Here is an 8,936-nt window from a genome sequence, read left to right on the forward strand (position 1 = left end):
ACGGCGGACGGGTGGGCGCGGCCGGTTCCGGCCGGTCAGCCCGCGCGGTTGCGGCGCCGGGCCAGCTCGTCACCCGGGTTGTGGCCGACCAGGGTCTCCCCGGTGTCGACCCGCTCGGAGTGCAGTTGGGACAGGGCGGCCTCGACGTCCCGCCACACCACGCCCACGGCGATCCCGAAGATCCCCTGACCGCCCTTGAGGAGGTCGACGACCTCGTCCGGGGAGGTGCACTCGTACACCGTCGCGCCGTCGCTCATCAGCGTCATCCGGGTGAGTTCCGCGGGCGCGCTGGACCGCAGGTGCTGCGCGGCCGTGCGGATGTTCTGGAGGGACACGCCCGTGTCGAGCAGCCGCTTGACGATCTTGAGGACCACGACGTCCCGGAAGCTGTACAGCCGCTGCGTCCCCGAGCCGTACGCGGGCCGGATGCTGGGCTCCACGAGCCCGGTCCGCGCCCAGTAGTCCAGCTGTCGGTAGGTGATGCCGGTCGCCGCACAGGCCGTGGGCCCGCGGTAGCCGACCGTCTCGCCGGCCCCCTCCGGCGGTTGCCCCGAGGTGTCGCCCGAACCCCCTCCGGGGGGCGTCGCGGCGTTGCGGGCCAAGGCCCCGCGCATCGGATACGGGCCGCCGAAGGCCGTACCGTCGCCGGTGCTTCTCACGCCGACCTCCCGTCCCTTCGCACCCCTCAGGGCACGCGCACGTGCCATCGGGACTTTCCTTCTCGACGGTAGGCAGTCACTCCGGGTGCGTCAACGATCGCCACGCTCGGCACGCCGAGTGATATCAACCCCAGAGGTGGTTTCCCGTGTCCATACCGGGGGTAAGGCTGCACGAATGGCCAGGGCGGGCCTCACTGGCTGCTGGTGCCGAAGTCCTCGGGCGAGATCTGGTCGAGGAACTCGCGGAACTTCTCAACCTCGTCCTCCTGCTCGTCGGGAATGGCGATGCCGGCGTCGTCCAGCACACCGTCGCTCCCGTAGATCGGGGTTCCGGTGCGCAACGCGAGCGCTATGGCATCCGAGGGACGCGCGCTCACCTCCACGCCGCTGGCGAACACCAGCTCGGCGTAGAAGACGCCGTCGCGCAGGTCGGTGATCCGGACCTCGGTCAGCGTCTGGCCGACGGCCTCGAGCACGTCCTTGAACAGATCATGGGTCAGCGGCCGCGCGGGCGTCATGCCCTGTTGCGCGAAGGCGATGGCGGTGGCCTCCCCCGGCCCGATCCAGATGGGCAGGTAGCGGTCGCCTCCCACTTCCCGCAGGAGCACAATCGGCTGGTTGGAGGGCATTTCGACCCGGACACCCACGACGTCGAGCTCGTTCACACAGCAACCCTAGGCCGTGCCCGGCCGGTTTGGGTAGTCGGGACGGGCCCGGCCGGTCGCCGACCGGGCGTGTCCTGGCCACGTCGGCTCAGAAGAGCCGCACCCTGAGCGCGGACTGCACCAGCGCCGCGTGCAGCCGTACCGACAGCGCCGCCAGCTCCCGCGCGGTGGCCTCCGCGTGCGTCCTGGTCTGCGGATTGCGGTGCCTGCGCAGCGGCGCCACCACCTGCTCCACCAGGCCGGCCTCACGATCGGCGGCGGCCTTCACCGCGCGCAGATGGCGCGGTTCGAGCCCGAAACGGCCAAGATCGGCCACGATCTTGGCGATGTTCACCGTTTCGGCGTCGTAGTCGCCGTCAGGACCGGTCTCCACCAGCCCGTACGCCTCCCACTGGGCGAGTTCGCCCGCTTCGGCGCCCGTGGCGGCCAGCAGCTCCTCCCGGCCGATGCGCAGCGCCGCGGGTGCCTCCCGCTCGACCGGACCGACCTCGATCAGCTCCCGGGCCTCACCGGAGGCCGGGGCGGGCAGCGGCAGCGGCTCTCCCCGGTCGAGGGCGTCGAGGTGCTCGCGGATCACTTTGAGCGGAAGATAGTGGTCGCGCTGCATGCGCAGGACGTGCCCGAGCCGTTCCACGTCCCGGACGGTGAACTTCCGGTACCCCGACGGGGTGCGCTGCGGCTCCACCAGCCCCTCCGCCTCCAGGAAGCGGATCTTGGAGATGGTGACCTCGGGGAACTCCTCCCGCAACTCGTTGAGCACCGCTCCGATGCTCAGCAGCCGGTCGTCCGCGGTGGCGGTGCCGTTGCCGGCACCGCCCGACGGTGTACGAAGCATGAACCTTCCCTCGCGGGGGTCAGGCGCCCCACTGGCTCGCGTAGAAGACCAGTCGGTACTTGCCGATCTGTACCTCGTCGCCACTGGACAGGGTCACCGAGTCGATCCGCTCGCGGTTGACGTAGGTGCCGTTGAGGCTGCCGACGTCGGCGACCGTGAAGGAACCGTCCTGCTGGCGCCGGAACTCCACGTGACGCCGAGAGACGGTGACGTCGTCCAGGAAGATGTCGCTCTCCGGGTGACGGCCCGCCGTGGTGAGCTCACCGTCCAGGAGGAAGCGGCTCCCCGAGTTGGGACCCCGGCGCACCACCAGCAGCGCGGAGCCCGGGGGCAGCGCGTCGACGGCGGCCTGGGCCTCCGGGGACAGCGCCGGCAGCGTGGTCTGTCCCGTCGCCTCGGCCTCGTACGCCTCGATCCCCGAGATGGAGATCGTGGACGTGGTCTCGGAGGCACGCTCGGACGGCACTCCGGCACGCAGCGGCGCGCCGCAGTTGGAGCAGAAGCGGCTCGCTTCCGCGTTCTGGAACCCGCACCGCGTACAGACCGGCAAGGACCCTCCACCCGTGCTAGAGGCTGATGGTTGCTGGAAACCTATGCGCCCCGCAGCCGCAGGGTCAACAGAAACCGCACCAGGACCGCCCGAAATGTCACCGCCCGGAGCAGCGGTCTCGTCACGGAACAGCGGGCGCTCCTCGCCCGGTCCCTCCCCCTGCGCGTGCCGCGGCGCGCGGTGACGCGCCGTGGGGCTGTCACCGGCCGGACGCGAACTCTTGCCGAACCACTTACCGAACAACTTCACGGGCGATTCCCCTTGAACGACACAGACCCGCCCGTGGGGCAGGACGAACCCTCAGTCACGACGAACACACAGTTTCTCTCACGCACCACCCCAACGGTGCGGCGACCCCCCGCATTCTCCTGCTCTCCCCCGCATACCCCACTCGCCCCCGCATCACCGGCTCGACGACTGAGCGTAGTCAGGCTGCTCCGACGGCCGCAAGGCGTCGACAACGATCTTCTCCGATCGCGTCACGTCCGCTGTGGCCTGCTCCTTCTCCAAAGTCTGTACCACGCCGCCCGGGATGTTCAGGGCGGGTTCAAGATCCTGTGGATTGCCGATGACCTTGAAGCGGTAGGGCGCGTTCACCTTGTGCCCGTCGATCTGGACACCGCCGCCCGAACCCTGGGTGAAGTAGGTGTCGGCCACGACCCGCACGTCGTTGATCTGGATCGCCTCCGCGCCCGCGGCGCGCAGCTCCTGGAGCGCGTCGAGCAGCATGTCGGCCTCGACCGCGTCCTCGGGGTCCTCGATGGTCAGGGTGATCCCGGGACCCTCGACGGCGACCGTGCCGGCCAGCACCCCGAGCTGCTCGGCCTTCTGCTCGGTCTGCTTGCGGGCCTCCTCGGCCTGGTCGGAGCTGTTCTCCAGCTCCGTGCGCTGCTCCTCCAGGCGCCGGCGTTCGTCGCCCAGCCGCTGCGAGCGGTTGTCCAGCTCGTCCAGGATGCGCACCAGGTCCTCCTGGCGGGCACCGCGCAAGGCGCTGGTGTCACTGGTCGAGCGGACCTGGATGGCCAGGCCGAGGCCGAGCACGAACAGCAGCAGGGCGACGATCAGCTGGGCCCGGGACACCCGCGGCGGCCACAGCCCGGCCTTGAGCCGCTGCCGGCCGGTCGCGGTGGGCGCCGACGCCTCGAGTTCCCTCGGCTGTTGCTGCCGGACCGGCGCGGAGGGCCGCTCCGGCGCCGGCTCGGCGGGCGGCATCGGGGCGGCGCCGGGCAGCTCCGGACGTGCCACGGGCGGCTCCGGACGCTGAGGGCGTTGCGGCCGGAAGGGTTCCGCGGGCCGCTCGGGTCCGCCGCGCTCCGCCGGCCTGCGCGGCTCCCCGGGCCCTCCCGGAGCGCCGGGGCGCGGCGCGTCCGGTCGCTCCGGGGTCTGGTCGTTCTCGTCGCTCATCGTGCTGTCACGCCCGGAAGACATGGCGGCGGATCGCCGCGGCGTTGGAGAAGATGCGGATGCCGAGGACGACGACCACACCCGTGGAGAGCTGCGCACCCACCCCCAGCTTGTCGCCCAGGAAGACGATCAGCGCGGCCACGACGACGTTGGACAGGAAGGAGACCACGAAGACCTTGTCGTCGAAGATCCCGTCGAGCATGGCCCGCAGACCGCCGAAGACGGCGTCGAGCGCGGCGACCACGGCGATCGGGAGGTAGGGCTCGACCACCGTCGGCACGACGGGGCGGACCACCAGGCCCACCACCACTCCAACGATCAGGCCCAGTACGGCGATCAATGCGTACCCTTCCCATTTCCGGATGCGCCCGGCGACGGCCCGGTCGACGGGACCGGGGTCGCGGAGCGGATGATCAGGCTAGGAGCCGCGGGCAGTTCCAGCCTCTCCTTCTCGGAGACGCGCGTACGGATCCCGTAGTTCTCCTGCAGGACGTGCAGATACTGCCCGTCCGCACTGTCCCAGAAGGACGTGCTCAGCTTCTGCGGGTCCCCGATCGCAAGGACCGTGTAGGGCGGTACCAGCGGCCGGTTGTCGACCAGTATGGCGTCACCCGCGGCACGGATGGCCGACAGCGACGTCAGCCGCTGCCCGTTGATGGAGATGGCCTCCGCCCCCGACGCCCAGAGCCCGTTGACGACGCGCTGCATGTCCCGGTCGCGGACACGGCCGGTGTCGGAGAAGTCACTCGTCGTGCGCGGGTCGTTGCCGCCGCCCGACGAGGCCTCCTTGGCGTCGTCGACCTCCAGCCGGATACCCGGTCCCGTGACGGGCGTGGCCCCGGCGAGCAGCGCCACGCGCTCCGCGTCGCCGTCCTGGGCCTTGAGCGCCTGGCGCTGCCTGGCCGCCACGTCGTCGCGGAGTTCGTCCACGCTCTTCTGCAGATCGTCCGCGGTGCGCGTCTCGGACTCGATGCGGTCGATGAGCTTCTGCCGCTCCTTGGCCAGCGTGGGGGCCGCCACCTGCGTCTGCGCCGCGCCTATGGTGACCACCACGGCGGCCAGCACCAGGCCAAGCGCGAGCACCAGGCGGCCCCGCAGCGTTCCGGGCAGACGGGACGTACCGGTCGCGCCCCGGCGGGCGGCGGCCTCGGCGTACCCGTCGTCGAGGCTGTGCTCCATGACGTTGGTCAGCAGCGACATGGAGGCGTCCGGGCGCCGGGTCACGGCCCTCCCAGGGGCGCTGCTCCGATCGGGGTGCTGCTGCGGCATGCCGCACATCGTCGCACGTCCCCGCCACCGACCTCGAACGGGCCCCTCCCGACGCGCCGTTCATCGCGTCGGGAGGGGCCCGTCGACCGTAGACGATCGCGTCAGCGGCCCGCGCTGTCCACGATCCCCGACCACTCGTCGAGCAGTGCCTGTGCGGAGGCGTCGTCCGGGCCCTCCGCCCACAGGTGCGTGACCGCCTCGGCCGGGTCGGGCAGCACCATCACCCAGCGGCCGTCCGCCTCGACCACACGCACGCCGTCGGTGGTGTCGACGTTGCGGTCCCCGGCCTCCTCGACCACCCGGCGCATGACCAGGCCCTTGACCGCCCACGGCGTCGCCAGGTCCCGCTTGAGGACGTGGGCACGGGGGATGCGGGCGTCGATCTGGCTCAGGGTGAGCTGGGTACGGGCCACCAGGCCGATCAGCCGTACGAAGGCCGCGGCGCCGTCGAAGACGCTGCTGAACTCCGGGATGATGATGCCGCCCTTGCCGTCCCCGCCGAAGATGGTGGTGTCCTGCCGGCCGACCCGGGTGAGGTCGTCGGGGGAGGTCGTCGTCCACTCCACCTGCGTGCCGTGGTACGCCGCGACCTGCTCGGCGATGCGGGTCGTCGTCACGGGGAGCGCCACCCGGCCGCTGCGGCGCTCGGCGGCGACCAGGTCGAGCAGGACCAGCAGGGCCCGGTCGTCCTCGATGATCTTGCCGCGCTCGTCCACCAGCGACAGCCGCTCGCCCACCGGGTCGAAGCGGACGCCGAAGGCGGCCCGCGAGGACGCCACGATCTCCCCGAGCCGCACCAGACCGGCGCGCCGGCTGTCGGCGGTCTCGGTCGGCCGGGCCTCGTTGAGACCGGGGTTGATCGTCAGCGAGTCCACCCCGAGCCGGCCGAGCAGGCTCGGCAGGACCAGACCCGCGCTGCCGTTCGCGGCGTCGACCACGACCTTCAGCCCGGACTCGGCGATGCCCGAGGTGTCCACGGCCCGCAGCAGCGCGCCGGTGTAGGAGTCGAAGACGCTCGCCGGGAAGTTCAGGTCGCCGATCTCGCCGGGGAACGCACGCCGGTACTCCTGGCGCGCGAAGACCCGGTCCAGCTTGCGCTGCCCGGCCGCCGACAGGTCGGCGCCGCGCTCGTCGAAGAACATGATGTCGACGGAGTCGGGGATACCGGGACTCGTCCGGATCATGATGCCGCCGGCGCTGCCGCGCGCGGTCTGCTGCCGCGCCACGGGCATCGGCACGTTCTCCAGGTCGCGGACGTCGATCGCGCTGGCCTGCAGCGCCGAGATCACCGCGCGCTTGAGCGCCCGCGCACCACGGGAGTGGTCACGGGCGGTGGTGACGGTGGCGCCCTTCTTGAGCGTGGTCGCGTACGCGCCGGCGAGGCGCACGGCGAGCTCCGGGGTGATCTCCACGTTCAGGATGCCGGAGACACCCCGCGCGCCGAAGAGGTTCGCCTGGCCCCTGGACTCCCAGATCACCGAGGTGTTGACGAAGGCGCCGGCCTCGATGGTCTTGAACGGGTACACCCGGACGTCGCCCGCGATGATCGACTCCTCGCCGATCAGGCACTCGTCGCCGATGACCGCGCCGTCGTCGATCCGCGCCGCACGCATCACGTCGGTGTTCTTGCCGATGACGCAGCCGCGGAGGTTGGTCTGGGGCCCGATGTAGACGTTGTCGTGGACGACGGCCTTGTGCAGGAAGGCGCCGGACTTCACGACGACGTTGGAGCCGATCACCGTGTGTTCGCGCAGTTCGGCCCCGGCCTCGACCTTGGCGTAGTCACCGACGTAGAGGGGACCGCGCAGCGTCGCGTCCGGGTGCACCTCGGCGCCCTCGGCGACCCAGACGCCGGGCGAGATCTCGAAGCCCTCGAGGTCGACGTCGACCTTGCCCTCGAGCACGTCGGCCTGCGCCTTGATGTAGCTCTCGTGGGTACCGACGTCCTCCCAGTAGCCCTCGGCGATGTAGCCGTAGACGGGCTTGCCTTCCTTCATCAGCTGCGGGAAGACGTCACCGGACCAGTCCACGGACACGTCGGGCTCGACGTAGTCGAAGACCTCGGGCTCCATCACGTAGATGCCGGTGTTCACCGTGTCCGAGAAGACCTGGCCCCAGGTCGGCTTCTCGAGGAAGCGCTCGACCTTGCCCTCCTCGTCGACGATGGTGATGCCGAACTCCAGCGGGTTGGGCACCCGGGTCAGGCAGACCGTGACCAGCGCGCCCTTCTCCTTGTGGAAGTTGATGAGCTCGGTGAGGTCGAAATCGGTCAGGGCGTCACCCGAGATCACCAGGAACGAATCGTCCTTCAGTGCGTCCTCGGCGTTCTTGACGCTGCCGGCGGTGCCGAGTGGCTTCTCCTCGTTCGCGTAGGTGAGCTCCATGCCGAGTTCCTCGCCGTCGCCGAAGTAGTTCTTGACGAGGGAGGCGAGGAACTGCACGGTCACCACGGTCTCGGTCAGACCGTGCCGCTTGAGCAGCTTGAGCACGTGCTGCATGATCGGCTGATTCACGACCGGCAGCAGCGGCTTGGGCATGCTCGAGGTCATCGGGCGAAGGCGCGTGCCCTCGCCGCCGGCCATCACGACGGCCTTCATGTCGGAAGCGTCCTCCTCAAAGAGACGACTGTCTTGCCGACGTCACCCGTGCTCTCTCTCACGCGGACCGTCGCGGTCCCCCGGACCGCCGGTCACGCGCGGGGTACCCGGCCAGAGGCTCTCCTGCCGGGTACGCGGGCTCAATCGGCCGTGGCGTCCGCCCTGACGAGTCGGCGGACCTGGACCACGTAGAGGATCCCTGCCCACCAATACAGCGTTGTACCCCATCCGGCGAACGCCCATCCGAAAATAGCAGCGAGCGTGTTCAGCCACCCGTCGCCGTCGCTCAGCAGCAGCAGGGGGAAGGCGTACATGAGGTTGAAGGTGGCGGCCTTGCCCATGAAGTTGACCTGCGGCGGACCCCAGCCGCGCCGGCGCATGACCAGGATCGTCACGCCCATGACGGCGTCCCTGGCCACCAGGATGGCCGTCAGCCACCAGGGTAGGATCCCGCGCCACGTGAGGCCGACGAGCGTGGAGACGATGTACAGCCGGTCCGCGGCCGGGTCGAGCACCCTGCCGAGGCTGCTGATCTGGTTCCAGCGGCGTGCGAGCTTCCCGTCCAGGTAGTCGCTGATCCCGCTGAGGGCCAGGACGAGCAGCGCCCAGCCGTCGACCTTCGGACCGCCGAACTCGGGCCACAGGATGAGCCACAGGAACACGGGCACGCCCAACAGCCGTGCCATGCTCAGGATGTTGGGGATCGTGAAGACGCGATCCGTCTGCACCCTTGTCTCCTGGACCTCCACCGGGGCCCCTCCTGTTGAACGTACGCTCCGATGATTCCACCCGACCTTACATCAGGGCATGAAAAAGCCCGCCGCCGGGCCTCTCAAGAGGCTCCGGCGACGGGCGTATAAAGATTGTTCGGCGGCGTCCTACTCTCCCACAGGGTCCCCCCTGCAGTACCATCGGCGCTGAAAGGCTTAGCTTCCGGGTTCGGAATGTAACCGGGCG

The 8,936-nt window shown here is 70.3% G+C and carries 9 protein-coding genes and 1 rRNA gene; all 10 read right to left on the bottom strand.

The features are described from left to right. Positions 1 to 35 precede the first annotated feature (35 nt). Positions 36 to 659, bottom strand: a complete 624-nt coding sequence (locus ACFZAU_RS19965; protein WP_500553247.1) for a MerR family transcriptional regulator — start codon at positions 657 to 659, stop codon at positions 36 to 38. Positions 660 to 850: 191 nt separating this feature from the next. Beyond that, positions 851 to 1,324: a bifunctional nuclease family protein gene (locus tag ACFZAU_RS19970; protein ID WP_018558705.1), complete on the bottom strand. Its 474-nt coding sequence runs from the start codon at positions 1,322 to 1,324 to the stop codon at positions 851 to 853. Positions 1,325 to 1,412: 88 nt separating this feature from the next. Next, a complete protein-coding gene (gene ftsR / locus ACFZAU_RS19975; protein WP_500553248.1) occupies positions 1,413 to 2,159 on the bottom strand; it encodes a transcriptional regulator FtsR in 747 nt (248 codons plus the stop codon). A gap of 19 nt (positions 2,160 to 2,178) precedes the next feature. Beyond that, the gene (locus ACFZAU_RS19980) at positions 2,179 to 3,000 is read right to left on the bottom strand and encodes an FHA domain-containing protein (protein ID WP_499611472.1); all 822 of its coding nucleotides are present in this window, start codon (positions 2,998 to 3,000) and stop codon (positions 2,179 to 2,181) included. A gap of 111 nt (positions 3,001 to 3,111) precedes the next feature. Then, the gene (locus ACFZAU_RS19985; protein ID WP_500553257.1) at positions 3,112 to 3,921 is read right to left on the bottom strand and encodes a DUF881 domain-containing protein; all 810 of its coding nucleotides are present in this window, start codon (positions 3,919 to 3,921) and stop codon (positions 3,112 to 3,114) included. Between the two features lie 199 nt (positions 3,922 to 4,120). Then, positions 4,121 to 4,453 (bottom strand): small basic family protein, encoded by a 333-nt coding sequence (locus ACFZAU_RS19990; protein ID WP_003984969.1) that lies wholly within the window; start codon positions 4,451 to 4,453, stop codon positions 4,121 to 4,123. Beyond that, complete coding sequence (locus tag ACFZAU_RS19995; RefSeq protein ID WP_500466167.1) at positions 4,450 to 5,391, bottom strand: DUF881 domain-containing protein; 942 nt, start codon at positions 5,389 to 5,391, stop codon at positions 4,450 to 4,452. The genes ACFZAU_RS19990 and ACFZAU_RS19995 overlap by 4 nt, the downstream gene beginning before the upstream one ends. Positions 5,392 to 5,483: 92 nt before the next feature. After that, positions 5,484 to 7,979 (bottom strand): sugar phosphate nucleotidyltransferase, encoded by a 2,496-nt coding sequence (locus ACFZAU_RS20000; RefSeq protein ID WP_500553250.1) that lies wholly within the window; start codon positions 7,977 to 7,979, stop codon positions 5,484 to 5,486. Between the two features lie 140 nt (positions 7,980 to 8,119). Next, positions 8,120 to 8,728 (bottom strand): cardiolipin synthase ClsA, encoded by a 609-nt coding sequence (gene clsA, locus ACFZAU_RS20005; protein WP_499611397.1) that lies wholly within the window; start codon positions 8,726 to 8,728, stop codon positions 8,120 to 8,122. Between the two features lie 116 nt (positions 8,729 to 8,844). Continuing rightward, positions 8,845 to 8,936 (bottom strand): 5S ribosomal RNA (rrf, locus tag ACFZAU_RS20010); the annotation flags it as partial.

The sequence above is a fragment of the Streptomyces sp. NPDC008238 genome (assembly GCF_042956445.1).
GTDB lineage: Bacteria > Actinomycetota > Actinomycetes > Streptomycetales > Streptomycetaceae > Actinacidiphila.

What these genes read in the sequence shown, in the direction of transcription:
- ftsR (WP_500553248.1), bottom strand. Translation starts at nt 2,159, where the DNA reads ATGCTTCGTACACCGTCGGGCGGTGCCGGCAACGGCACCGCCACCGCG.
- ACFZAU_RS19985 (WP_500553257.1), bottom strand. Translation starts at nt 3,921, where the DNA reads ATGCCGCCCGCCGAGCCGGCGCCGGAGCGGCCCTCCGCGCCGGTCCGG.
- ACFZAU_RS19995 (WP_500466167.1), bottom strand. Translation starts at nt 5,391, where the DNA reads ATGTGCGGCATGCCGCAGCAGCACCCCGATCGGAGCAGCGCCCCTGGG.
- ACFZAU_RS20000 (WP_500553250.1), bottom strand. Translation starts at nt 7,979, where the DNA reads ATGAAGGCCGTCGTGATGGCCGGCGGCGAGGGCACGCGCCTTCGCCCG.